General features: G+C 68.5%; 21 protein-coding genes. 2 read left to right on the top strand and 19 right to left on the bottom strand.

Going from position 1 to position 24,167, the window contains the following annotated elements:
* Window positions 1-150 precede the first annotated feature (150 nt).
* Both GHC57_RS01045 and GHC57_RS01040 read right to left on the bottom strand, forming a co-directional pair.
* Window positions 151-1,152: a glycosyltransferase family 9 protein gene (locus GHC57_RS01045; protein WP_153340190.1), complete on the bottom strand. Its 1,002-nt coding sequence runs from the start codon at window positions 1,150-1,152 to the stop codon at window positions 151-153.
* A 238-nt stretch (window positions 1,153-1,390) separates the two neighbouring features.
* Entirely contained in the window at window positions 1,391-2,575 is a 1,185-nt protein-coding gene (locus GHC57_RS01040) for a glycosyltransferase (RefSeq protein ID WP_170294598.1), read from the bottom strand.
* A 99-nt stretch (window positions 2,576-2,674) separates the two neighbouring features.
* Between GHC57_RS01040 and GHC57_RS01035 the strand changes: the two genes are divergently transcribed.
* Window positions 2,675-3,475 (top strand): alpha/beta fold hydrolase, encoded by an 801-nt coding sequence (locus GHC57_RS01035; protein ID WP_153340186.1) that lies wholly within the window; start codon window positions 2,675-2,677, stop codon window positions 3,473-3,475.
* Between the two features lie 122 nt (window positions 3,476-3,597).
* Window positions 3,598-4,335, top strand: a complete 738-nt coding sequence (locus GHC57_RS01030) for a pyrimidine 5'-nucleotidase (protein ID WP_153340184.1) — start codon at window positions 3,598-3,600, stop codon at window positions 4,333-4,335.
* 124 nt (window positions 4,336-4,459) lie between these two features.
* Here the strand turns inward: GHC57_RS01030 and GHC57_RS01025 are convergent, their stop codons facing one another.
* The 17 genes from GHC57_RS01025 to GHC57_RS00945 form a co-directional block, all read right to left on the bottom strand.
* Complete coding sequence (locus GHC57_RS01025; RefSeq protein ID WP_153340182.1) at window positions 4,460-6,268, bottom strand: oxygen-binding di-iron domain-containing protein; 1,809 nt, start codon at window positions 6,266-6,268, stop codon at window positions 4,460-4,462.
* A gap of 273 nt (window positions 6,269-6,541) precedes the next feature.
* Window positions 6,542-7,078: a DNA-3-methyladenine glycosylase I gene (locus GHC57_RS01020; protein WP_153340180.1), complete on the bottom strand. Its 537-nt coding sequence runs from the start codon at window positions 7,076-7,078 to the stop codon at window positions 6,542-6,544.
* Between the two features lie 23 nt (window positions 7,079-7,101).
* Entirely contained in the window at window positions 7,102-7,506 is a 405-nt protein-coding gene (gene mce, locus GHC57_RS01015) for a methylmalonyl-CoA epimerase (RefSeq protein WP_153340178.1), read from the bottom strand.
* A 68-nt stretch (window positions 7,507-7,574) separates the two neighbouring features.
* Window positions 7,575-9,251, bottom strand: a complete 1,677-nt coding sequence (locus GHC57_RS01010; protein ID WP_153340176.1) for a ribonuclease J — start codon at window positions 9,249-9,251, stop codon at window positions 7,575-7,577.
* A gap of 24 nt (window positions 9,252-9,275) precedes the next feature.
* Entirely contained in the window at window positions 9,276-10,079 is an 804-nt protein-coding gene (locus GHC57_RS01005; RefSeq protein WP_153340174.1) for a type III pantothenate kinase, read from the bottom strand.
* 3 nt (window positions 10,080-10,082) lie between these two features.
* A complete protein-coding gene (locus tag GHC57_RS01000; RefSeq protein ID WP_153340172.1) occupies window positions 10,083-10,931 on the bottom strand; it encodes a biotin--[acetyl-CoA-carboxylase] ligase in 849 nt (282 codons plus the stop codon).
* A complete protein-coding gene (gene nuoN, locus GHC57_RS00995) occupies window positions 10,928-12,370 on the bottom strand; it encodes an NADH-quinone oxidoreductase subunit NuoN (RefSeq protein WP_153340170.1) in 1,443 nt (480 codons plus the stop codon). Before nuoN ends, GHC57_RS01000 begins: the two co-directional genes overlap by 4 nt.
* Window positions 12,371-12,447: 77 nt before the next feature.
* Window positions 12,448-13,968 carry an NADH-quinone oxidoreductase subunit M gene (locus GHC57_RS00990; RefSeq protein ID WP_153340168.1) on the bottom strand — a complete coding sequence of 507 codons (1,521 nt, stop codon included), beginning with the start codon at window positions 13,966-13,968 and terminating at the stop codon, window positions 12,448-12,450.
* 107 nt (window positions 13,969-14,075) lie between these two features.
* The gene (gene nuoL, locus GHC57_RS00985) at window positions 14,076-16,157 is read right to left on the bottom strand and encodes an NADH-quinone oxidoreductase subunit L (protein WP_153340166.1); all 2,082 of its coding nucleotides are present in this window, start codon (window positions 16,155-16,157) and stop codon (window positions 14,076-14,078) included.
* 9 nt (window positions 16,158-16,166) lie between these two features.
* Complete coding sequence (gene nuoK / locus GHC57_RS00980) at window positions 16,167-16,478, bottom strand: NADH-quinone oxidoreductase subunit NuoK (RefSeq protein WP_153340164.1); 312 nt, start codon at window positions 16,476-16,478, stop codon at window positions 16,167-16,169.
* A 1-nt stretch (window position 16,479) separates the two neighbouring features.
* Window positions 16,480-17,091 carry an NADH-quinone oxidoreductase subunit J gene (locus tag GHC57_RS00975; protein WP_153340162.1) on the bottom strand — a complete coding sequence of 204 codons (612 nt, stop codon included), beginning with the start codon at window positions 17,089-17,091 and terminating at the stop codon, window positions 16,480-16,482.
* 211 nt (window positions 17,092-17,302) lie between these two features.
* Complete coding sequence (gene nuoI / locus GHC57_RS00970; protein WP_153340160.1) at window positions 17,303-17,791, bottom strand: NADH-quinone oxidoreductase subunit NuoI; 489 nt, start codon at window positions 17,789-17,791, stop codon at window positions 17,303-17,305.
* A gap of 35 nt (window positions 17,792-17,826) precedes the next feature.
* On the bottom strand, window positions 17,827-18,840 hold the full coding sequence (nuoH, locus tag GHC57_RS00965) for an NADH-quinone oxidoreductase subunit NuoH (protein WP_153340158.1): 1,014 nt from the start codon (window positions 18,838-18,840) through the stop codon (window positions 17,827-17,829).
* The gene (gene nuoG, locus GHC57_RS00960) at window positions 18,833-20,926 is read right to left on the bottom strand and encodes an NADH-quinone oxidoreductase subunit NuoG (protein ID WP_153340156.1); all 2,094 of its coding nucleotides are present in this window, start codon (window positions 20,924-20,926) and stop codon (window positions 18,833-18,835) included. The genes nuoH and nuoG overlap by 8 nt, the downstream gene beginning before the upstream one ends.
* Window positions 20,927-20,966: 40 nt before the next feature.
* Window positions 20,967-22,268 carry an NADH-quinone oxidoreductase subunit NuoF gene (gene nuoF / locus GHC57_RS00955; RefSeq protein WP_153340320.1) on the bottom strand — a complete coding sequence of 434 codons (1,302 nt, stop codon included), beginning with the start codon at window positions 22,266-22,268 and terminating at the stop codon, window positions 20,967-20,969.
* 16 nt (window positions 22,269-22,284) lie between these two features.
* Window positions 22,285-22,959, bottom strand: a complete 675-nt coding sequence (gene nuoE, locus GHC57_RS00950) for an NADH-quinone oxidoreductase subunit NuoE (RefSeq protein ID WP_153340154.1) — start codon at window positions 22,957-22,959, stop codon at window positions 22,285-22,287.
* A complete protein-coding gene (locus GHC57_RS00945) occupies window positions 22,956-24,134 on the bottom strand; it encodes an NADH-quinone oxidoreductase subunit D (RefSeq protein ID WP_153340152.1) in 1,179 nt (392 codons plus the stop codon). Before GHC57_RS00945 ends, nuoE begins: the two co-directional genes overlap by 4 nt.
* Window positions 24,135-24,167 lie beyond the last annotated feature (33 nt).

Genomic DNA, 24,167 nt, shown 5'->3' with positions numbered 1-24,167 from the left:
TTATAGACCCACTTTACGGGCCACTTCGGCGCCGCCCTGCGTGATCACACGACAATATTTTATAACCCTTGCAATACCCGTCATGCGTCGTTTCCCACAGCCGCCGCGCGGCGATGACAGAGGCAGGCCGGCTGCACGACCGACACATGGTCACCCGTCTTGTCGGGCGGACCCGGGGCTTCGGACACCACGGGCGGCGTCCCGCACCGCATCCACCGGCAGGGCCTCCAGGCTGTCCCGACGCAGCGCCACCACCGCCGGTCCGCGCGGGCGGTGCTTGTCCGGGTTGGACGCGGCGGAGAACAGCGCGACCGTGGGGCAGCCCGCCAGCGCGATCATATGCAGCGGCCCGGTGTCGTTGCCCACCGCCAGGGCGGCGCGGTGCCCCAAGGCGGGGATGTCGAGCAGGCTCGTCTGCCCGGCCAGCGACACGGCCTCGGGGCAGGCCGCGCGGATGCCCTCGATCTCGGCGGCCTCCGCCCCGGTGCCCAGCAGCACGGGAACCAGCCCCTCCGACGCCACCAGCCACCGCGCCAGATCGGCGAACCGATCGGCGGGCCAGCGCTTCTCGGGCCGATGGGCGGCCCCGCCCGGCACCAGCAGGGCGAAGCGGTCGGGCAGGCCGAAGCGGTCCACGTCGGCGGCGTGCGGCCCCTGCCAGGCGAACGACAGGTCGGGAAACAGCGTCTCGGCAATACCGGCGATGCGCAGTTGCTCCGCCTGCCGCTCGATGGAGTGCAGGCGCGTGCGCTGGGGCGTGTCATGGCGAAAAGCGCAGCCGGGCGCGATGCCGCTCCAGGGCGGCGCGGCCCCCAGCAGGCGCAGGGCGCGGAAGTAGCTGCCGGTCCGGTCCGAGGTCTGGAGATCGTAGACCCGGTCGAACCGCTCCGCGCGCAGCCATCGCACCAGCCCGGCCCACGCCAGGGGACGCCCCGGCCCGCCGCGCGGGTCCACGTGGATGGCGTCGAACAGGCCGCTCGCCTCCAGCAGCGGCACGAACGGCCGCGTGGTCAGCAGGGTCAGATGGGCATCCGGATGGTGGCGCCGGATGGTCGCCATCGGCCCGAGGGCAAGCACAACGTCGCCCAATGCGGACAGCTTGATGACCAGGATGCGGGGACGGCCGGGCGCCGACGGCGTGTCAGGGGTCATGGTCGCGAGGTTCTAGATCAATTCTGCATGCCGGACGGGGCTTGCAGCCCCGTCCGGACCGTTTGTCATTGCGAAAGGGATCAACGGTCCGGGCGGGAGTGCAACTCCCGCCCGGCATCACCGACCACATCGGCCCGAAGCAAAACATCGCGTGAGGGATCAGGCCGCCATACAGATCGAACGTCCCGTCTCCTTGGGCCAAACTCCTGGAGGATGTCATCTTCAGATGCCGTTGGTCTTAGATCAATTCCCCGTAGACCGCCAGGGTGTCCAGGACCATGGCCTCCTTCGAGAACACCCGCCGCGTCTGCATCATGCCGCGGAACGCCATGGCGTCGCGCCCCGCCTCGTCCAGGTCCAGCGCCATGGCCAGATGGCGGGCCAGGCTGTCGGGATCGCCGGGCTCGAACAGCCAGCCCGACACGCCGTCCTCGACGATCTCCACCGCGCCGCCGTGGCGCGGCGCCAGAACCACCCGGCCCAGAGCCTGCGCCTCCGCCGGCACACGGCCGAACGCCTCCGGCTCCAGCGAGGCCGAGACCACCACGCTCGCCAGCCGATAGGCCGCCGGCATGTCGTCGCAGTGGTCCAGGATATGCACCTGCCCGCCCAGACCCCGCCGGGCCACCAGCTCTTCCAGCGACTCCCGATAGGCCGTGCGCCCCTGGTCGGATCCGACGATCAGGCAGCGCACCCCGGGGCGGTTGAGGCGCGCCATGGCCTCGATCATCAGCGTCTGGCCCTTCCACTGGGTCAGACGGCCGGGCATCAGCACCACGGGGGCGTCGTCCGGCAGCCGCCACCGGGTGGCAAGTCTCGCGAGTCGGGGCTCGCTGACGGCCTCCGGACTGAAGCGCGAGAGGTCCACGCCGCGCGGAATGACGCGGATGCGCTCGGCCGGGGTGTCATAGAGCGCCTGCATGTGCTCGCTGATGAACCGCGAGATGGCGATCACCCGCGCCCCTTCGGTCATCACGCGGTTGTAGCGGCGCTTCCATTCGAACGAGCCCAGCGTGTAGGTGCCGTGAAACGTGGTCACGAAGGGCACGCCGGTGGCCTGGGCGGCCCAGAGCGCGCTCCAGGCGGGGGCGCGGCTGCGGGCGTGGACGAGCGAGACCCCGCGCTCCCGGATCAGGCGGGCCAGACGGCCGGCGTTGCGGCGGATGGCCAGCGGGTTCTTGGTGGCCAGCGGCAGGCGGATGTGCTCCGCGCCCGCGCGCACCAACTCGCGCTCCATGCGGCCGCCCGCCGAGGCCACCAGGGCGCGCCACCCGGCGGCGGCCAGCCCCTCGGCCACGTCCACGGTGCCGCGCTCCACGCCGCCGGTCTCCAGGGCCGGCAGCACCTGAAGCACCGTGGGCGGCCCGTCCGGGCGCGCCTGTCTTTCCCCGAACCCCGGGTCGGTGGTACCGTGCGCCGTCACGCCTGCGTCGCCCCCGTCGTTGACACCCGCCAAGCCGGGACTGCGCCGGACGACCGCGCCGCCCGCCCGTTCCCAGCCCTGACTGTAGAAACCGGATCGATGACCGAGACCGAGTCCCCCGCCGCCCCGTCCTCGCCCGCGACCGACCCCGCCCCGCGCCGACTCACCCGGCCGGACGGCGCTACCATCGCCTATCACCAACAGACCGGCAAGGGCCCCGGGGTGATCTTCGTGCACGGCTTCATGTCGGACATGAGCGGCGGCAAGGCCCTGTTCCTGGAGCATTGGGCGCGCCGCGCCGGCCGCGCCTTCGTGCGCTTCGACCAGCGCGGCCACGGGGCGTCTGACGGACGCTTCGAGGACGGCACCATCGGCGCCTGGGCGGACGACCTGATCCAGGTGATCGACCACGTGACCGAGGGCCCACAGGTCATCGTCGGCAGTTCCATGGGCGGCTGGCTGATGCTGCTGGCCGCCCTGGCCCGCCCCGAGCGGGTGGCCGGACTGGTGGGCATCGCCGCCGCGCCCGACTTCACGGAAGAGCTGGTCTGGACCGCCTTCAGCCCCGAAGAGCGGGCCACCCTGGAGCGGGACGGCGTGCTGCACGTGCCGTCGGAGTACGACGACCAGCCCTACCCCATCACCCACGCGCTGATCCAGGACGGCCGGCAACACCTGCTGCTGAACGGGCCGATCCCGATCCGCTGCCCGGTGCGCCTGATCCAGGGGATGCAGGACGCCTCGGTGCCGTGGCGGACGGCCCAGCGCCTGCTCGACCAGTTGGACAGCGATGACGTCGAGGTGACCCTGGTCAAGGCGGGCGACCACCGGCTGTCGGACCTGCATGATCTGGCCCGGCTGGAGTCCGTGCTGAACGGGGTGCTGGCGCGGCTGGACTGACCGGCCCCCCATGGCACACGGCCGGTTCGCCCCCATATCTGCCCCATGTCTGCCGTGGACCGGCGGGGCCTCCGTCGTCCCGCACCGCCCCTCGCGCCCAGGACCGGAGCCAGCCGCCCCCCATGACCTCCCCGATCACACCGCCCGTGACCCCCGCGCCGGCCTGCGGGCTGCCCCAGGTCGAGCACTGGGTGTTCGACCTGGACAACACGCTGTACCCGGCCAGCACGCACATCTTCGAGCAGATGAACCAGCGCATGAAGCGGTTCATCGCCGACTTCCTCGGTCTGCCGGAGGACGAGGCCTTCGTCGTCCAGAAGCGCTACTTCCACCAGTACGGCACGTCCATGCGCGGCCTGATGATCGAACACGGCATGTCGCCGCACACCTTCATGGAGTACGTGCACGATCTGGACCATTCGGTGATCGACCCGGCGCCGCGCCTGGACGCCGCCCTGGCCGGCCTGGAGGGCCGCAAGGTGGTGTTCACCAACGGCTCGCTGTCCCATGCCGAACAGGTGCTCGACCGCCTTGGCATCGCCGGACAATTCGAGGCCATCTTCGATATCGAGGCCGGCCGGTTCCTGCCCAAGCCCTACCCCGAGACCTATCGGGCCATGCTGGAGCGCTGCCGCCTGGACTCGCGCGCGGCCTGCATGATCGAGGACAGCCTGAAGAACCTGGTGCCGGCCCGCGACATGGGCATGACCACCGTTCTGGTGCTGGACCCCAGCCACTGGAGCTATGACCCGGCGGCCGACGTCACCCACTGCCACCACATCACCGACGATCTGACGGTCTGGCTGGAACGGCTGGTGGCCGCCCGGCGCAATGCCCTCCCCGCCCGGGCGGCGGTGTAGGCCGGGCCCCCGGCAATTGGGTGAAAGGGCGTGTGGTTCCAAAGACACGGTGTCGGGCGGGTTGCCCCGCCGCATTTCCCCTCGGGAAAAGGGCGGCGAACGTGGTGTTTTCTCCCCTCCGGGATCAGGCGACCTCGGCGGAGTCCGTCTCGGGGTCGGCCGCCCGCATCGCTGTGGCGAGGCAGACCCGGTTGCGGCCGCTTTCCTTGGCCTCGTACAGGGCGGTATCCGCGCGCTCGATCAGGCTGTCGATCGACTCCCGCTGCTGGCGCAGCGCGATCCCGAAACTGGCCGTGATGCCGCGCCCGACCATGGGACCGCTGAACGTGAGCGCCGCCACCCGCTCCCGCAGCCGCTCCGCCATGTCGCGCGCACGCTCCAGCGTGGTGCCGACAACGAAGACCGCGAACTCCTCCCCGCCCAGACGCACCGCCAGATCGCCGGGCCGCACGTCGTGCTGGAGGCAGCCCGCGACGGCCTGCAGGACCAGGTCGCCCTGGCCGTGGCCATAGGTGTCGTTGACGCCCTTGAAGTGGTCGACATCCACCATCACCAGAGCGATGGCCGCGTTCGGGTCCCGGTCCTGGATGCCCATGAGCCGGGTCATGGTCTCCTGCATGTAGTACCGGGTGAACAGGCCGGTCAGAGGATCGCGGATCGAGGTCTCGTAGAACCGCTGCCGCTCCATGTCGAGCGTGCGATAGATGGTCTCGCGCTCCACCGCCACCTGCAGGGGTGTGACCATCCGGCTGATGATGTCCTCGGTCTCGTCGCTGTCCTCCAAGGGGGCGGCCAGCGTGATGACCGCCATCCCGTCGATGCGCCCGTTGCCCGGCGTCGCCAGGGGAACCACGATGGTCGGGTCCGCCCGATCGATGTCGTGCAGGTCGTGGAACACGCGGCGGGATCCCGCCTGGGCGTCCCGCGCCACCGCGTCCAGCGCCGGCGGCAGGCTCTCCGACAGCCGACCCCGGAAGCGGTTCTCGGGCGACAGGTGCAGCACCTGACCCTCGGCCGTGCGGGCGTAGAATTCCAGCGACAGGGCCGGCAACAGTTCCTGGGCGATGCCCAGCAGGTTGTTGGCGATGTCCTGGAAGTCCCGGTACAGGATCATGGTCTGGGTGATGTTCTTCATCGCCTGGTTCAGGGTCATCAGGCGCTTGATGTCCGTGGTCTGCCGGGACATCAGGAACAGGCCGCAATCCAGGTTCATGAGCTGCTTGATCATGAACGGCACCAGGTGCTCGGGTATGATCGAACCGTGCTGGGGCGCGATCATGCCGATCGGCTCTTCCTGGATCGACTTGAGAGCATACTGGAGGATATCGCGGCTGGGGATGTAGTGCTCGTGGAAGGGGCGCAGGTTCTCGAAATACCCTCTGTCCTTGGCGAACAGCGAGAACCCCTCGGTGAAGCCGCCGAACAGGTCGCTGGAGAACAGCACGCGGGTCGCCGCGTCGAACGTCACGAACGCGCCCGGGAAATGGGCGTACGGGGTGAAGATGAACTTCAGCAGCCGCCCGCCCAGGTCGAGCTGCCAGTCATGGTCCTCGATCAGCCAGAAGGGCATGTCCAGGCCGTAGTGGCGCAGCAGCGCCTTGGCCCGCCAGTGGCAGACCAGGACGGCGTCCGGGCGGCAGACGAGCTGGTCGATCAGGGGCAGCGCCCCCGTGATGTCCGGATCCTGATGGTGGCAGACGAAATAGCGGATGTTCGAGAGCGACGTCACCGCCTCGATCTTGCGCAGCGTGTGCCGGAAGGTCAGGGCCGAGCCCGGATCGAACAGCACGGACTGGTCGCCGTGTTCGATCAGATAGACGTGGCACTGGAACGGGTCGCCCTCCAGATAATGGCCGACCCACCAGACACGGTCAGCGATCTCGATCGGAGCATCGGGGTTCAGGTCATCCGCATGCGCCGTCAGGGAGTCCATGATCCAACCCCTTTTCCTGCCGCACCCCGACCATCACCCTGCGCGGCAAAGCCTCCTGCCGCCATGATCGCGATGGGAGGCCGGACGACACGCGAGCAGGGGGCCGCCATCCTGGCAGCCTGCGGGCGGAGGACCCGTATGGTACCATGGCCTGAGCGGTTAATGCCAGAGTCGGCGGCCCGCGGCGGCAAGAAACCGCCAATAAAGACAGGCGGTGTCATACGGCCGGCCGAATCCCGCCTCAGACGGGGCCAAGCGGAGGTGGGCCGGATCTCAGGACCGAGTCCAGGCCGGTCCCAAGGCAAGGATGCGGGCCTGCGCCGGACAATCGTCGCGGTGGGCGCCGGGCAGGGTCCCCAGGCTCATCAGGAACTCGTTCACCACTTCGGGTCCGGTGAACCGGAACGTGGTCCGGAACAGCTTGACCCACGCGGGCAGGTCGCGGGGATGGTGGGCCTCGATCCAGGCCGCGAAGCCGCCGTGACTGTCGCGCAGACCCTGAACCCGCTTTGCGTTTTGGATCACGGCGTCGATCTTGCGCCGGTTGCGGATGATGCCCGAATCGGCGAGCAGCCGGGCGCGGTCCGCCTCGTCGAAGGCCGCCACGCGGTCCACGTCGAACCCGGCAAAGGCGGCGTTCAGCGCCTCGCGCTTTTTCAGGACCAGCAGCCAGGACAGCCCGGCCTGGAAGATCTCCAGGCACAGGCGCTCGAACAGAACCGTCTCATCCGAGACCGGCACGCCGTACTCGGTGTCGTGATACGGCCCATGAAAAGGGTGGCCGGGGGCCACGTCGCAATACCAGTTCATGACGCGGCCCCCTGCGCCGCCCTTTACGCCTGCTCCAGTTCCACCAGCGTGCCGGTGAAGTCCTTCGGATGCAGGAACAGCACCGGCTTGCCGTGCGCCCCGATCTTGGGGTTGCCGTCGCCCAGCACGCGCTTGCCCTCGGCCTTCATGCGGTCGCGGGCGGCGATGATGTCCTCGACCTCATAGCAGACGTGATGGATGCCCCCCGACGGGTTCTTGTCGAGGAACGCCTGGATCGGAGACTTCTCGCCCAGCGGGTGAAGCAGCTCGATCTTGGTGTTGGGCAGTTCCACGAACACCACGGTCACCCCGTGGTCCGGCTGCGGCACGGGGTCGGAGACCTTGGCCCCCAGCGTCTCGCGATAGCTGGCGGCGGCGGCCTCCAGGTCGGGGACCGCGATGGCAACGTGATTCAACTGTCCGATCATGCGCGTTGGTCCTTTCCCGATAGTGGTTTCGTTCCTCTGCCCAGGCTGACGGACACCGCGATGCGCGCCTAGGCCACGCGCACCACGTGGATATCGGTGACGGGCCGCCGGTTCTGGCTGCCCCGGAAGAACCGGCCGACCGCTCGGCGCGCCCGGTCCATGACCGCCGCATCGTCATCCAGCGCCCGGCGGTCGAGCTGGTTGACCGCCGTGCGGATCTGCCGGATCAGGGTGTCGAGGTCGTCGCGATCCTCGTCCGGGTCCAGCAGGCCCCGGGCACTGACGATCGGTTCCGACACCAGCCCGCCCCGTCCGTTGAGCACCAGCGTCACCGTGGCCGCCCCATTGTTCATCATGCGGCGCCGGTCGCGCAGCATCTGACTGGAGATGGGAACCAGCCGCTCGCCGTCCAGAGCCAGCAGGCCCGTGGGCGCCTGATCGACGACGCGGGGCGGATCGCTGTCCAGGCGCAGCATGTCGCCGTCGGCGATGATGACCGCGTGCTCGACCCCGCAGGTCAGCGCCACGCGGGCGTGCTCGCGCAGGTGCAGAGCCTCGCCGTGGACCGGCACGGCCACGCGGGGCCGCACCAGACGGTACATCTCCTCCACCTCCTCGCGCCCCGGATGGCCCGACACGTGAACCGGGGCGTCACGGGACGTGATGATCTCCACGCCCGCTTCCACAAGCCGGTTCTGCATGGTGAAGATGGCCCGCTCGTTGCCCGGAATGATGCGCGACGAGAAGATGACGGTATCGCCCTCGCCCAGGCTGACGGACCGATGACTGCCGCCGGCGATCCGGGGCAGAGCCGCGCGGGGCTCCCCCTGGCTGCCGGTGCAGACATACAGCACCTTGTCGGGGGTCAGGCCGGCGGCCTCGTCCTCGCTGAGGAACGCCGGAATATCGGCCAGATAGCCGCAGCGCCGGGCGGTCTCGTTCATGCGGTACAGCGAGCGCCCGACCAGCACCGCGTGCCGCCCGTTCTCCCGCGCCGCGATGGCGACACTCTCCAGCCGCGCCACGTTGGAGGCGAAGCAGGCCACCGCCACCTGCCCGGTGGTGTTGCGGCCGACCACCTCGATCAGCGCCTGACGGACATCGCCTTCGGAGCCCGAATGCCCCTGGGTGAAGATGTTCGTGCTGTCGCCGACCATGGCCAGCACGCCCTCGTCGCCCAGGCGCTGCAGGGCCTCCGTATCGGCGGTGTCGCCGATCATCGGCGCCGGATCGAACTTCCAGTCCGCCGTGTGCAGGACGGTCCCGGCGGGGGTGCGGATGGCGAGCGCGTTCGGCTCCGGGATCGAATGCGTGGTGCCGATGAACTCCACATCGAACGATCCCACCTGGAAGCGGGTGCCGAGCGGGATTTCGTGCAGCGGCACCTCGTTCTGCAGGCCCTCTTCCTCCAGTTTCAGGCGCAGGAAGGCGGCCGCGAACGGCGATGCGTAGACGGGTTTGCGGAGCCACGGCCACAGATACGTGACCGCCCCCAGATGATCCTCATGGGCGTGCGTAATGACGATGCCGTCCAGCGCATCAAGGCGATCCTCGATGAACGCCGGGTCGGGCATCATCACGTCAATTCCGGGCGTGGTTTCGTTCCCGAAGGTGATCCCCAGATCGACCATGAGCCACCGGCCCTGACACCCGTACAGGTTCAGGTTCATGCCGATCTCTCCGGTCCCTCCCAGGGGCACGAAAACCAGCCCGTCCGGCACGCCTGTGCCGGGCGAGTCTGTCATATCCTCTCCTCTCGTGGTCTGACCCTATGTGTGTGTGGTTGACGTCCGTGTGTGGTGCGAGGCCGCGTTGCGGCGGTGAATCTCAAGCAGACCCCTCAGGGTCAGGTCGTGGTCCAGATGATGGATGACATCGGTCGCCTCGGTAAAGAGGGATGCCAGCCCGCCGGTGGCGACCACGGTCATCTCGGCCCCGAATTCCGCGCTGATGCGCGCGGTCAGGCCCTCGATCATCGAGAGGTAGCCCAGGAAGATGCCGGAGCGCATCGCCGAGACGGTCCCCTTCCCGATGACCGCCTTGGGCCGGCCGATGGCCACCCGGGGCAACTGCGCGGCGGCCATGTGCAGCGCCTCCAGCGACAGGTTCACACCGGGCGCGATGACGCCGCCGCAGTAGTTCCCCTGAGCATCTACCACATCGAACGTCGTCGCGGTGCCGAAATCGAGCACGATCAGCGGGCCGCCGTAGGTCCGGAACGCCGCCACCGTGTTGACGAGACGGTCCGCGCCCACCTCCTCGGGCCGGTCCACCAGCACCTGAAGGCCCAGATCCACGTCCGGCTCGCCCACCACCAGCGGCGGTGCGGAAAAATAGCGGTGGCACAGCAGGCGCAGATCAAACACCGCCGCCGGCACCACGGACGCGATGATGGCGTCGGTGATCGACTCCGGCCCCAGGCCCTTCATCTGCATGAGCTGGTTGAGCCACACCCCCATTTCGTCGGCGGTGCGGCCGGACTTGCTGGCGGCGCGCCATTCGCAGCGCTTGTCCTCGCCGTCGTAGACCGCGAAAACGGTGTTGGTGTTGCCGCAGTCGATGGCCAGCAGCATGGCCTAGACCTCCTCGCCCCGGGCCCCCGCATCGCCGGCGGTCCCGGGAAAGAACACATCACCGGCGAGAACGACCCGTTCCCGGCCGGACTCCGACTCGCGCAGGTGCAGCGCCCCGTCCGGGGCCAGCCCCTGGAACACGCCGGTGATCGTCTCCGCCCCCAGGCGGACCCGCACCGGCTCGCCCACGCCGTGGCCATGGCTCAGCCAGGCCGCGCGGATGGGCGGGAACCCGTCGGAGCGCCAGAGCGCCAGCCCCTCGCATAGGCGGCCCAGCAGCGCGGACAGCAGCGCCGGCACCGTCGGCGCGGGACCGCCCCCCGGCCGGTCGGCCAGGGCGACGGCGGGATAGAGCGTTTCGCCGGCCGGCGGCGCGTGCGCCACGTTGATGCCGAGCCCGAGCAGAATCCACCATCGGCCCAGGCTGTCGGTGACCGACTCGGGCAGCAGACCCGCCACCTTGGCGCCCTCCACCAGCACGTCGTTGGGCCACTTGAGGCGGGCGCCGCGCACCCCCGCGTCGCCCAGCGCCCGCGCGGCGGCGACACCGGCGACGAACCCCACCTCGGGGCCATGCCGCGGGCCGTCCGGACAGGGAATGGCGGCCGTCATGTACAGATTGCCGGGCGGACTGGCCCAGGTGCGCCCGTGACGGCCCCGGCCGCCGAGTTGCTCGGCGGCCTGGATGACCAGCACGCCGGTGGGCCACAGGTCCAGGTTGGCGCGCACATCCAGCGCGCGCAGGGCCTCAGTCTGGGTGCTGTCCACCGCGCCCAGGGCGATCAGCCGCCAGCCCGCCGGAACCTGCAGCGGCCCCGACGTCCGGTCGCCGGCGGCGGCCCGGCAGGTCATCCCGTCACCAGGGCGGCGGCGGCGATCTCGGCGGTGCCCACCAGCCAGCCCGGCACCAGGAAGAAGAACAGCACGACCACCGCACTCGCCCCCATGACGATGCGCAGGGTCGGCGAGGACATGGGATCCAGGCCCTCCAGCGGCTCGTCGAAGTACATGACCTTGACGATGCGCAGATAGTAGAACGCGGACACCACACTCGCCAGCACGCCCAGCACGGCCAGCCAGATCAGACCGGCCTCGACCGCCGCCATGAACACATAGAACTTGGCGAAGAACCCGGCCAGCGGCGGGATGCCCGCCATTGAGAACATGAAGATGCCCATCGACAGCGCGACCAGCGGACGGGTGCGGCCCAGTCCAGCCAGGTCCTTGATGCCCTCGACCGGGCGGCCCTGCTGGCGCATGGCGATGATGATGGCGAAGGTGCCCACGTTCATGAACAGGTAGATGGCCAGATAGACCAGCACCCCCCGCACGCCTTCAGGGGTGCCGGCGGCCAGACCGACCAGCGCGAAGCCCATGTGGCCGATGGAGCTGTACGCCATCAGGCGCTTGATGTTCTCCTGCGCGATGGCGGCGAAGGCCCCGACGATCATCGACAGCAGCGCCACGATGGCCACCACCTGTTGCCAGTCGGCGATCAGGCCGGCGAACGGGTCCATCAGCACGCGCAGGAACAGCGAGATGGCCGCCACCTTGGGCGCCACCGCGAACAGGGCGGTCACCGGCGTGGGCGCGCCCTCGTAGACGTCCGGCGTCCACATGTGGAAGGGCGCGGCGGAGACCTTGAACGCCAGCCCCGAGACCACGAACACCATCCCGACCACCACGCCCAGCGGCGGCTCGCCACCCGCGATGGCGTCGTGGATGCCGCCGAAGGCGGTGGTGCCCGAGAAGCCGTAGACCAGCGACGCGCCGTACAGCAGCAGGCCGGAGGCCAGCGCGCCCAGCACGAAATACTTCAGGCCGGCCTCTGTGGCGCGCACGTTGTCGCGCTGGATCGTCGCCATCACGTACAGCGCCAGCGACTGCAGTTCCAGGCCCATGTACATGCCGATCAGGTCGTTGGCCGAGATCATCAGCATCATGCCCACGACCGACAGCATCATCAGCACCGGGAACTCGAAGCGCTGGATGCCCTCGGTCTCGAACCAGCGCCGGCCCATGAGCAGGGCCAGGGCGGCGGCGGCCAGCACCATCACCTTGGCGAAGCGGGTGAAGTCGTTCACCACGAACTGCCCGAAGAAGCCCTCGGCGGCGGTGCCGATGTCCCACATCACCAGCACGGCGGCCAGCGCCATGGTCGCGACCGCGGCCTGGGTGCACAGCCGGGTGCGGTCTCCCGGGGCGAACACGCCGAACATGAGCAGCCCCATGGCCGCGAGGGCCAGGACGATTTCCGGCAGGGCCGGCAGCATCGAGGGCAGGTCGGTCATCGGGTCGGGTCTCCCGCCGGGGTTTTGCCCGGCCTATCCAATGGGGGCCTCGGGGACAGGGGCCTGGGTCCGCCGCCTCAGCGTGTCGCCACCGAAACCCCGTCCGCCGCCTGCAGGGCGGCATCGTAGGTGGTGATGAGGTTGTCCACGCTGGCGTGCATGGGGCCCAGGAACGTGGACGGATAGATGCCCATCCACAGCACCAGCACGACCAGCGGGGCGAAGATGGCGATCTCGCGCGGGCTCAGGTCCATCATGGCCTTGACGTCGGCCTTCTCCAGCTTGCCGAAGACGACGCGGCGGTACAGGAACAGCATGTAGACCGCGCCCAGGATCACGCCGGTGGCGATGAACAGGGCCACCCAGCTACTGACCTGGAACACGCCCAGCATGACCATGAACTCGCCCACGAACCCGCTGGTCCCGGGCAGGCCCACCGAGGCCATCATGAACAGCATGAACACCAGCGCATATTTGGGCATGTTGTGCGCCAACCCGCCGTAGCGCGCGATCTCGCGCGTGTGCAGCCGGTCGTAGATCACACCCACGCACAGGAACAGCGCGCCCGAGACGATGCCGTGGCTCAGCATCTGGTAGATCGCGCCCTCCACCGCCTGCTGGGTCATGGCGAAGATGCCGGCGGTCACGAAGCCCATGTGGGCCACGGAGGAATAGGCGATCAGCTTCTTCATGTCCTCCTGCGCCAGCGCGACCAGAGAGGTATAGATCACGGCCACGATGGACAGGACGAAGATCAGGCCGGCGAACTCGGCCGTCGCCTCCGGCAGCATGGGCACGGAAAACCGCAGGAAGCCATAGGCTCCCATCTTCAGGAGCACACCGGCCAGGATGACCGAGCCCGCCGTCGGGGCCTCCACGTGGGCGTCCGGCAGCCAGGTGTGGACGGGCCACATCGGCACCTTGACCGCGAAGCTGGCCAGCAGCGCCAGGAACAGCCAGGTCTGCATCGCGGCCGGGAAGCCGGTGGTCATCAGGGTCGGAATGTCCGTGGTGCCGGCGTGCAGGTACATGGCCAGCAGGGCCACCAGCATCAGCACCGACCCCAGCAGGGTGTACAGAAAGAACTTGAAGGCGGCGTAAATGCGGCGCGGCCCACCCCAGATCCCGATGATGAGGAACATGGGGATCAGCACGCCCTCGAAGAACACATAGAACAGCACATAGTCCAGGGCGCAGAACATGCCGACCATCATGGTCTCCAGGACCAGGAAGGCCACCATGTATTCGCGCACACGGGTCTTGATCGCCTCCCAGCTCGCCAGGATGCAGATCGGCGTCAGGAAGGTGGACAGCAGCACGAAGAACAGCGAAATGCCGTCCACGCCCATGTGATAGCCGATCCCGTGACCGGGCAGCCATTCGACCTTTTCGACGAACTGGAAGTCGGCGCGCGCCGGGTCGAAGCCGATCCACACCCCCAGGGACAGCAGGAACGTCACCGCCGAGGTCCACAACGCCACCCAGCGGCTGTTGGCGGCCACCTCCGGCTCGGTGCCCCGCACCAGCAGCAGAATGCATGCGGCGCCGAACAACGGCAGGAAGGTGATGATACTGAGAAGGGAGATGTCTTCGATCATCGCCGCCTAGACCTTTCCCGGGCCGTTCGGCCCCCTACCCGCGCGGGACGGCCGGTTCCGGCGCCCCCCGCGCGTCAATGAGTCCTTGAACCAGTCCGCCGCCGCCGTCACGCCTGCACCAGACGCCAGGAGACGAACACCACCACCCCGATAATCATCAGGAAGGCGTAGTGGTACACGTAGCCGGACTGGAACTGCTTGAGCCGGGCCGCGACCGCCCGCGAGACCGCCGCCATGCCGTCCGGCCCCAGGCCGTCGATCAGGGCGCCGTCGCCGCCCTTCCACAGCACGCGGCCGAGGCGGAAGGCGGGCCGCACGAACACGGCGTCGTAAAGCTCGTCGAAGTACCACTTGTTCAGCACGAAGCGGTACACGGCCGGGAACCGCGCCGCCAGCGCCGCCGGATAGGCCGGGGTGCGGATGTAGAACACCCAGGCCAGCGCGATGCCGGCGGCCGTCACGATCAGCGGCAGCAGCTTGATGATGAGCGGGACATGATGGGCGCGCTCCAGGACACCCTGCCCCGCGACATCGCCATGGCCGCCGCCGTGCGCGTCGTCCGCCGCGGCGCTCTCGGCCGCGTGGGTGTCGGCCTCGGCATCAGCATCCCCCATGGCGGCCTCGTGGGTCGCCTGCGCGGCATCCTCGCCGTGCGCCTCGCCCGCGATCGCCGATCCGGCCACGTTGTAGGCGATGGAGTCGCCCCAGAACGTCGGGTGCTTGTCGCCCACGAAGTGGTCGTACGCCACCATGCCCGAGAACACCGCGCCCACCGCCAGCGCGGCCAGCGGCGCGGTCATGACCACCGGGCTTTCATGCACGTGGGCCATGACGGTCTCGTTGGCGCGCGGCTTGCCGTGGAACGTCATGAACAGCAGGCGCCAGGAGTAGAACGCGGTCATGGCCGCCGCCAGGATACCCAGCACGAAGGCCAGCGTGCCCAGCCCGGTCCCGGCCGCGAAGGCGGATTCCAGGATCATGTCCTTGGAGTAGTAGCCCGCGAACACCGGCACGCCCGCCAGGGCCAGCGACCCGATCCACATCATGACGTAGGTCACGGGGATGTGCTTCCACAGCCCGCCCATGTTGCGCATGTCCTGCTCGTCCGACATGGCGTGGATCACCGAGCCGGCCGAAAGGAACAGCAGCGCCTTGAAGAAGGCGTGGGTCATCAGGTGGAAGATGGCCGCCTGATAGGCGCCCACGCCCAGCGCGAAGAACATGTAGCCGAGCTGCGAGCAGGTGGAATAGGCGATCACCCGCTTGATGTCGGTCTGGGTGCAGCCGACGGTGGCCGCGAAGAAGGCGGTCGCGGCGCCCACCACCACGACGACGGCCAGGGCCGCCGGGGCGTACTCGAACAGCGGCGACATGCGCGCCACCATGAACACACCGGCGGTCACCATGGTCGCGGCGTGGATCAGCGCGGAGACCGGGGTCGGGCCCTCCATGGCGTCCGGCAGCCAGGTGTGCAGGCCGAGCTGCGCCGACTTGCCCATGGCGCCGATGAACAGCAGCACGCAGATGATGGTCAGCGCGTGCCACTCCACCCCGAACAGGGTCACGGAGGCGTCCGCCATCTGGGGGGCCGCCGAGAACATCTGGTCCAGGTTGATGGTTCCGAACAGCATGAAGCAGCCGAAGATGCCCAGCGCGAAGCCGAAGTCGCCCACCCGGTTGACCACGAAGGCCTTGATGGCGGCGGCGTTGGCGCTCTGGCGATCGTACCAGAACCCGATCAGCAGGTAGGAGGCGAGGCCGACGCCCTCCCAGCCGAAGAACATCTGCACCAGGTTGTCGGCCGTCACCAGCATGAACATGAAGAAGGTGAACAGCGACAGATAGGCCATGAAGCGCGGGATGCCCGGGTCATGGTGCATGTAGCCGATGGAGTACACATGCACCAGGAACGACACCCACGACACCGTCAGCACCATGACGGCCGACAGGGTGTCGAACTTCAGCGCCCAGTCCACGACCAGATCGCCGGAGTTGATGAAGGCGAGCAACGGCACCGTCTGGGCGTTGCCGGCCAGCGCCACCTCCATGAAGATGGGCACCGACAGCACGGCGCTGAGGCCCATCAGCAGGCAGGTGACGAACTGCGACAGGGTATCCCCGAAGCGGCGGCCGAACAGCCCGACCAGGACGGCACCCAGGAGCGGCAGGAAGATGGCTGCGACGTACATGGTGCGCCCTTACCCCTTCAGGCTGTTGATGTCCTCGACCTCGATGGACCCGCGATTGCGGAAGAACACGACCACGATGGCCAGCCCGATGCCCGCCTCGGCGGCGGCGACAGTCAGGATGAACAGCGTGAAGATCTGTCCCACGAGGTCCTGGAGCGCGGTCGAGAACGCGACCATGTTGATGGTCACGGCCAGCAGCATGAGTTCGATCGACATCATGATGATGACGACGTTCTTCTTGTTGGCGAAAATCCCGAACACCCCGATGGCGAACAGAATCGCCGAGACCGTCAGGTAATGCGCCAGTCCGATCTCCCACATGTCAGATGCCCCCCCGGCTGCGCACCTTCTCGACCGCCAGAATCTCGCTCTTCGGACGGCTGATCTGGGTGGCGATGGACTGGCGGCGGACCTGCGGGTTGACGCGCAGCGTGAGCACGATCGCGCCGACCATGGCGACGAACAGGATCAGGCCGGCGATCTGGAACAGATAGACATAGCGGGTGTAGATCAGGTTCCCCAGCGCCTCGGTGTTGGTGACCTCGGCGATGTCCGGAACGGGCGCGGCGCGCAGGCTCATGGCCTCCGGCGCCATGGTCCAGTCCATGAACAGCGCGATCACCTCGACCGCCAACACGATGGCGATGGCCGCCCCGATGGGCAGGTAGCGCAACAGCCCCTCGCGCAGCCCGATCATGTTGATGTCGAGCATCATGACGACGAACAGGAACAGCACCGCCACGGCGCCGACGTAGACGACCACGACCAGCATGGCCAGGAATTCGGCCCCCATCAGCACGAACAGCCCGGCCCCGTTGAAGAACGCCAGGATCAGCCAGAGCACGCTGTGCACCGGGTTGCGGCTGGTCACGACCATGAGCGCCGCGACCACGCCCACGGTCGCGAACAGATAGAACGTCAGGGCATGGATCATGCGGCCCCCCCGTGGTGCGGCCCGGCGCGGCCGCGTCTGGTGTACGGCGTCGGCTTTGGCGTCGGCGTGGTCATCCGGACGTCCCTGTTCCTTCGCGTGGTCCCGGCCGGGTTGGCCCCGGTCCGGCCTTTTGGGCCCCCGAAGAGGCACTCTTGTCTAGTCGGTTCCGCCGCCCAGGTCCAGAACCCCGACCGGGCGACTGCGGTTTCGCTCAGCGATACGGCGCATCCAGCTCCAGACGGGCGGCCAGCTCCGGCTCCCAGCGGTCGCCGTTGGCCAGCAGCTTGTCCTTGTCGTACAGCAGTTCCTCGCGGGTCTCGGTGGCGAATTCGAAGTTCGGCCCCTCGACGATGGCATCCACCGGGCAGGCCTCCTCGCAGAAGCCGCAGTAGATGCACTTGGTCATGTCGATGTCGTAGCGCGTGGTCCGCCGGCTGCCGTCGCTGCGCTCCTCGGCCTCGATGGTGATGGCCTGGGCCGGGCAGATGGCCTCGCACAGCTTGCAGGCGATGCAGCGTTCCTCGCCGTTCGGATAGCGGCGCAGGGCATGCTCGCCGCGGAAGCGGGGGCTCAGGTATCCCTTCTCGTGGGGATAGTTGATCGTATACTTCGGCTTGAACATGTATCGCAGCGTCAGGGCCAGGCCCGACACCAGTTCGGCCAGCAGGAACCCGCGGGCGGTCCGGTCAATGAACGACATGGTCACGCTCCCGTGTGGAGATCATGGGGTCCCCCTCAGGCCGGCAGGGCATCGAACGCCATCAGCACGCCGGCGGTCAGCACCACCCAGACCAGCGACACCGGCAGGAACACCTTCCAGCCCAGCCGCATCAACTGGTCGTAGCGGTAGCGCGGGAAGGTCGCCCGCGCCCACAGGAAGATGAACAGGATCAGGCAGATCTTCAGCGCGAACCAGATGATGCCCGGGATCCAGGTGAACGGCGCGACATCCACCGGCGGCAGCCAGCCGCCCAGGAACAGCACCACCGCGATCGCGGACATCAGGATCATGTTCGCGTACTCGCCCAGGAAGAACAGGGCGAAGGTCATGGCGGAGTATTCCACGTTGTAGCCCGACACCAGCTCGGCCTCGGCCTCCGGCAGGTCGAACGGCGCGCGGTTGGTCTCCGCCAGGATGGAGACGATGAAGATCACGAACATCGGGAAGTGCGGGATGAAGTACCACATCCCGTTGCCCTGGGCCTCGACGATCTCCGACAGGTTCAGCGTGCCCGCCGTCACCAGCACCGAGATGATGATGAGCCCCATGCTGATCTCGTACGACACCATCTGCGCCGCCGACCGCAGCCCGCCCAACAGGGCGTAGCGCGAATTCGACGCCCAGCCGGCCATGATGATGCCGTAGACGCCCAGGCCGGAGATGGCCAGCAGGTACAGCACGCCCACGTTGATGTCGGCCAGCACCCAGCCGGAGTCGAACGGGATCACCGCCCAGCCGATCAGCGCCAGGATGAACGTCAGCATCGGCGCCAGGATGAACACCGGCCGGTCGGCGCCGGTGGGGATGATCGTTTCCTTCAGCATCAGCTTGACGCCGTCGGCGATGGGCTGGAACAGCCCGAACGGCCCGACCACGTTCGGCCCCCGGCGCATCTGCATGGCGCCGATGACCTTGCGTTCCGCATAGGTCAGGTACGCCACCGCGCCCAGCAGGGGCAGCACGATCAGAAGGATCTGCGCGACGATGATGATCAGCGGCCACAGGGTGCCGCTCCACAACTCAGCCATCGGTCCCCGTCCGCTTGCTGTCACCGCTGCCGGTGCGGTTGATGTAGACGTCCGTGCATTCCGCCATGGTGCGGGATGCCCGGCTGATGGGATCGGTCCGGTAGTAGTTCCCCACCGGCGAGGTGAACGGCGTGCGATCCAGCCGGCCCGCGCCGCCGCCCGAGCCGCCCCGGGTGGGCGCGGCCGGGATCACCGCGCCCTCGTTGGCGTCGGCGAAGGTGGGCGAGACGTCCGCCAGACGGGCGCGCACATCGTCCAGCGTGTTCTGGGACAGAGGCTTGCCCATGGCCGACGACAGCGCCCGGACGATCTTCCAGTCCTCGCGCGCCTCGCCCGGGGGATGCACCGCCAGCCAGGTGCGCTGCATGCGCCCCTCGGTGTTGACGTAGGTGGCGTGCTTTTCGGTGTAGGCCGCGCCGGGCAGGATCACGTCCGCCCGGTTGGCGCCGGCGTCGCCGTGGTGGCCCTGGTAGATCACGAAGGCCTCGCCCAGGCGGGCCGTGTCGATCTCGTCGGCGCCCATCAGGTAGACCACCTGGAGGTCGCCGCGCTCGGCGCCCTCCAGGATGCCGGCCGTATCGCGGCCGCCGTGACCGGGCACGAAGCCCACCTCCAGGCCGCCCACGCGGCCCGCCGCCGTGTGCAGCACGCCGAGGCCGTTCCAGTCCTCGCGCATGGCCCCCACGCGCTCGGCCAGCCGCCGCGCGCTGGCCATCACCTCGCGCCCGTCCGGGCGGGACAGCGCCCCCATGCCGACCAGGATCAGCGGCCGCTCGGCGTCGTCCAGGATGCGCCAGAACGGATGACGGCCGCGCGCCAGATCATCCAGCACCTCGGGGTTGTTGCCCAGATCCTCGACCGGGTAGGTCAGATCCGTGCGCGGCCCGATGGTGGCGATGGGGAAGTTGCCCATCAGATAGCGCTTGCGGATGCGGGCGTTGAGGATCGGCGCTTCCCAGCGCGGATCGGACCCCACGATCAGCAGCGCGTCCGCGTCCTCGATGCCCGGGATGGTCGGGTTGAACAGGTAGCTGGCGCGGTCCGTCGGGTCCAGCGCGGCGCCATCCTGGCGGCAGTCCATGTGCGGGCTGCCGATCACGCCCATCAGGTCCTTCAGCAGCATCATGGCCTCGGCATCGGCCATGTCGCCGGCCAGGGCCGCCACCTTGTCCGCGTCGGTGGCCAACAGGCGGCCGGCCACGGTGCGCAGCGCCTCCTCCCACGAGGCCGGACGAAGCTTGCCGTCCTCACGCACATAGGGGCGGTCGAGCCGCTGGTAGCGCAACCCGTCGATGGCGTGGCGGGACTTGTCGGCCAGCCATTCCTCGTTGATGTCCTCGTTCAGGCGCGGCAGCACGCGCATGACCGCGTTGCCGCGCACATCCACCCGGATCGCCGAGCCGACGGCATCGAACACGTCGATGCTCTCGACCTTGCGCAGTTCCCACGGTCGGGCGTGGAAGGCATAGGGCGCGCTGGTCAGCGCCCCCACCGGGCACAGGTCCACGATGTTGCCCGAAAGCTCGCTGGTCAGGGCCATTTCCACGTAGGAGGTGATTTCCGCATCCTCCCCACGGCCGATCATGCCCAGTTCCTGGATGCCCGCGATCTCGGTGATGAACCGCACGCAGCGGGTGCAGTGGATGCAGCGGGTCATGGCCGTCTTGACCAGCGGCCCCAGGTGCTTCTCGGTCACGGCGCGCTTGTGCTCGTGGAAACGCGAGCGATCGCCGCCGAAGGCCATGGCCTGGTCCTGCAGGTCGCACTCGCCGCCCTGGTCGCAGATCGGGCAGTCCAGCGGGTGGTTGATGAGCAGGAATTCCATCACGCCCTTGCGGGCCTTCACGGCGAGATCGGACTGGGTCCAGACCTGCATGCCCTCGGCCACCGGCAGCGCACACGAGGCCGCCGGCTTGGGCGGCCCGGGCTTGACCTCGACCAGACACATGCGGCAGTTGCCGGCGATCGAGAGGCGCTCGTGATAGCAGAAGCGCGGGATCTCGATGCCCACCTGGTCGGCCGCCTGCAGGATGGTCATCCCGGGTTCGGCTTCGACCTCGATGCCGTCAATGGTCAACTTGGGCATGGATGCACCCTTTCCGTCCGCTCTACCCGCCTGAACCCGTTCATTCCGCCGCCGCCGCGGCACCCTTGCCCGACTGGCCGCGCCGCGCCGCGATGCGGCGTTCCAGCTCGGGCCGGAAGTGCCGGATCAGGCCCTGGATCGGCCAGGCGGCCGCATCGCCCAGGGCGCAGATGGTATGCCCCTCCACCTGCCGCGTCACCTGCTCCAGAATGTCGATCTCTTCCGGGTTGGCGTCGCCGGTCACCATGCGGTCCATGACCCGGGACATCCAGCCCGCGCCCTCGCGGCACGGCGTACACTGCCCGCAGCTTTCGTGCATGTAGAACTGCGACAGCCGCGCGATGGACGCCACCACGTCGGCGGACTTGTCCATGACCATGACGGCGGCGGTGCCCAGGCCCGACTTCGCCTCCTTCAGGGCGTCGAAGTCCATCAGCACATCGTCGCAGATGTCCTTGGGCAGCAGCGGCACTGAGGCCCCGCCGGGGATCACCGCCAGCAGGTTGTCCCAGCCGCCGCGCACGCCGCCGGCATGCTTCTCGATCAGCGTGCGCAGCGGAATGCTCATGGCCTCTTCCACGTTGCACGGCTTGTTCACGTGGCCGGAGATGCAGAACACCTTGGTGCCGGTGTTGTTCTCGCGCCCGATGCCGGAGAACCACGAGGCGCCGCGCCGCAGGACGGTGGGCACGACCGCGATGCTCTCCACGTTGTTCACCGTGGTCGGACAGCCGTACAGGCCGACGCCGGCCGGGAACGGCGGCTTCAGGCGCGGCTGACCCTTCTTGCCCTCCAGCGACTGGATGAGCGCGGTTTCCTCGCCGCAGATGTAGGCCCCGGCCCCCTTGTGGACATAGACCCGGAACGGCCAGCCGGAACCGCAGGCGTCATCGCCCAGCAGGCCGGCCTCCTCGGCCTCGGCGATGGCCGCGTCCAGGCGCTCGGCCTCGCGGTAGAACTCGCCGCGCACGTAGATGTAGGCCACATGGGCGCGCATGGCGAAGCCTGCGATCAGGCAGCCCTCGATCAGCTTGTGCGGATCGTTGCGCATCATGTCCCGGTCCTTGCAGGTGCCGGGCTCGCCCTCGTCGGCGTTGACGACCAGGTAGTGCGGCCGCTCGCCCACGGCCTTGGGCATGAACGACCACTTCAGGCCGGTGGGAAAGCCCGCCCCGCCCCGGCCGCGCAGGCCGGAAGCCTTGACCTGATCCACGATCCAGTCATGCCCCATGGCCAGGATGGCCTTGGTGCCGTCCCAGTCGCCGCGCGCACGGGCGCCCTTCAGGCGCCAATCGTGGTGGCCATAGAGGTTCGTGAAGATGCGGTCCTTGTCGCTCAGCAGCATGGCGCGCTCTTTCCTAAGCGGTCCCGGGGGCGGAGCCGCCCGCGGCGGGACTGTCGGGGGCGATCCAGCGGCCGCCTTCGGCCGTGCCGGGATCGGTGGTCAGGGTGGTCGGGCCGCCCTCCGGCGCCGAGCACTGGCGCCCGATCTGCGACCCCGCCTTGACCGGCTGGCCCTCCTTGATCGCCGTGAACAGCGCGTGCGCGCTGTCGTAATCCAGGTCTTCGTAATAGTCGTCGCCGATCTGGACCATCGGCGCGTTGACACAGGCCCCCAGGCACTCGGCCGAGGACACCGTGGCCGCGCCGTCCTCGCTGGTCTGGCCGAAGCCGACGCCGAACACGTCGCGGGCGGCGCGCAGGATCTCGTCCGACCCGCGCAGCCAGCACGGCAGGTTCGTGCAGATCTCCACGTGGTGCCGGCCGATCGGGGCCTTGTTGTACATGGTGTAGAAGGTCGCCACCTCCCACACCCGGATCGGCGCGGCGCCGGTGATCTCGGCCACGGCCTCGACCACGCTCTGGGACACCCAGCCGTGCTGGCGCTGGGCCAGATCGAGCAGCGGCAGAATGGCGCTGCGCGCGCGGTTTTCCGGGTACTTGGCCAGGATGCGCCGGGCCTCGGCCAGGGACTCCTCGCTGAAGGCGAAGGGCGCGTCGTCGCGGGCGGGGGAGGTCTTCACGGCACTCATCGGTCAATCTCGCCAAAAACAACGTCAATGGAGCCGATATTGGCGGGCATGTCGGCCAGCATGTGCCCCTTGGACAGCAGATCCAGCCCCTGAAGGTGGACATACCCCGGCGAGCGGATCTTGCAGCGGTAGGGCCGGTTGGTGCCGTCCGACACCAGATAGACGCCGAACTCGCCGGTGGCGGCCTCGACGGCGGTATAGGTCTCGCCGGGCGGCACCTTGAAGCCCTCGGTGTAGAGCTTGAAGTGATGGATGAGCGCTTCCATGGAGCGCTTCATCTCCGGCCGCGACGGCGGCGAGATCTTGTTGTCGTCCACCTTGACCGGGCCGTCCGGCATCTTCTCGATGCACTGGCGGACGATGCGCATGGACTGGCGCATCTCCTCCATGCGCACGAGGTAGCGGGCGTAGCAGTCGCCGGTCTTGCCCACGGGCACGTCGAAGTCCATGTCCTCGAACGCATCGTACGGCTGGGCCTTGCGCAGGTCCCACGGGATGCCGGTGGCGCGCAGCACCGGGCCGGTGAAGCCCCAGTTGAGCGCGTCCTCCTGCGAGACGATGCCGATGTCCACGGTGCGCTGGCGGAAGATGCGGTTGCCGTCCAGCAGCGACTCCATGTCCACCATGAATTTCTCGAAGCGGTCGCACCAGGCGTAGATGTCGTCCAGCAGACCGTCGGGCACGTCCTTGGCCACGCCGCCGGGGCGGAAGTACGCCATGTGCATGCGGGCGCCCGACGCCCGCTCGCAGTACTCCAGCAGGTGCTCGCGCTCTTCCCAGCCCCACAGCATGGGCGTCATGGCGCCCAGATCGAGCGCGAACGACGTGGTGTTCATGATGTGATTGATGATGCGCGTGACCTCCGAGAACAGCGTGCGGATGTACTTGCCGCGCGGCGGCACCTCGGTGCCCAGCAGCTTTTCCACCGCGAGCACGTAGGCGTGCTCCATGTTCAGCGGGCAGGCGTAGTCCAGGCGATCGAAGTACGGCATCGCCTGGATATAGGTCTTGTACTCGATCAGCTTTTCGGTGCCGCGGTGCAGCAGCCCGATATGGGGATCGGCGCGGTCCACCACCTCGCCGGACAGCTCCAGGATCAGACGCAGCACCCCGTGCGCCGCCGGATGCTGGGGTCCGAAGTTGAGGTTGTAGCTCTTGATCTCGGTCTGCGCCATCGTGCTGCCTGCCTCGTGCCCTGCTCGTGCCCT

Origin of the sequence: Roseospira navarrensis, from assembly GCF_009601025.1 — a bacterium.
Taxonomy (GTDB): Bacteria; Pseudomonadota; Alphaproteobacteria; order Rhodospirillales; family Rhodospirillaceae; genus Rhodospira; species Rhodospira navarrensis.
The sequence above is the reverse complement of the archived record's forward strand: the minus strand, read 5'-3'. Positions and strand labels throughout refer to the sequence as shown.